The organism is Anaerosporobacter sp., from assembly GCF_965301125.1.
In genome coordinates this window covers 1-1058 of record NZ_CBDLAM010000167.1, presented here as the reverse complement: position 1 = coordinate 1058, position 1058 = coordinate 1, and the positions used below count along the sequence as shown (strand labels likewise).

At 34.4% G+C, this 1058-nt stretch carries 1 protein-coding gene; it reads left to right on the top strand.

All coding sequences use genetic code 11. The features are described from left to right. Positions 1-122: 122 nt before the first annotated feature. Positions 123-1058 (top strand): ABC transporter ATP-binding protein (locus ACW2QF_RS15360; protein WP_455716889.1); only part of this gene is annotated, 936 nt, incomplete at its 3' end.

Genomic DNA, 1058 nt, shown 5'->3' with positions numbered 1-1058 from the left:
CGCAGCATTTAATGATAGCGAGCATTTTTTTGTGATTTGACAAAGTAACAACTTTGAAATACTATTAAGGTGTTACTTTGAAAATTTGAAATACGATTATCAAAATAAAGGGAGGTAAAAGTATGATAAAATTCGAAAACGTTACTAAGATATATAAAGATAAAACAGTACTAAAAAATATATCTATTGAAATTGAAAAAGGTAAATTAGTGGTATTCATTGGAGCAAGTGGGTGTGGTAAAACGACCACATTAAAGATGATTAACCGACTGATAAGACCATCTTCTGGACAAATATACATAAATGGCGAGGATATTGAAGAAAAAGACGTCATAAAATTACGACGTAATATGGGGTATGTAATTCAACAGACTGGATTGCTTCCACATATGACAGTGAAGGAGAATATTGAGTTAATCCCTAGAACGGAGAAATTCGATCCCAATACGATAACAGAGACAACAATAAAATTAATGGATATGGTAGGTCTTGATCCAGATGAATATCTAAATCGTTATCCGGTTGAATTAAGTGGTGGGCAGCAACAAAGAGTTGGAGTAGCTAGAGCCTTTTCTACAGATCCAGATATCATATTAATGGATGAACCTTTCTCAGCGCTTGATCCGATTACACGTAATGGCCTTCAAGATGAGTTATTGAATTTACAAGCGCAATTGAAGAAAACGATTGTATTTGTTACCCATGATATGGACGAGGCGATAAAAATTGCTGATATGATTTGTATTATGAAAGATGGTGAGATACTTCAATACGATACACCAGAAAATATTATGAAAAATCCAAAGAATCAATTTGTCTCAGAATTCGTTGGTACGAAGCGAATATGGGCCTCTCCCGAGTATATTAAAGCAGAGGATATTATGATTGATTCTCCAGTTACCTGTAGTCCTAATACGTCAGTGCTTCGTTGTGTAGCAAAAATGCGAGCCTATAGAGTAGATAGTTTGATGGTGGTTGAAAACAAAACCAATAAATTACTAGGCATAGTGAATGCGAAACAATTACAAAGAGAGTATGAGATAGCACAAGAAGTAAGT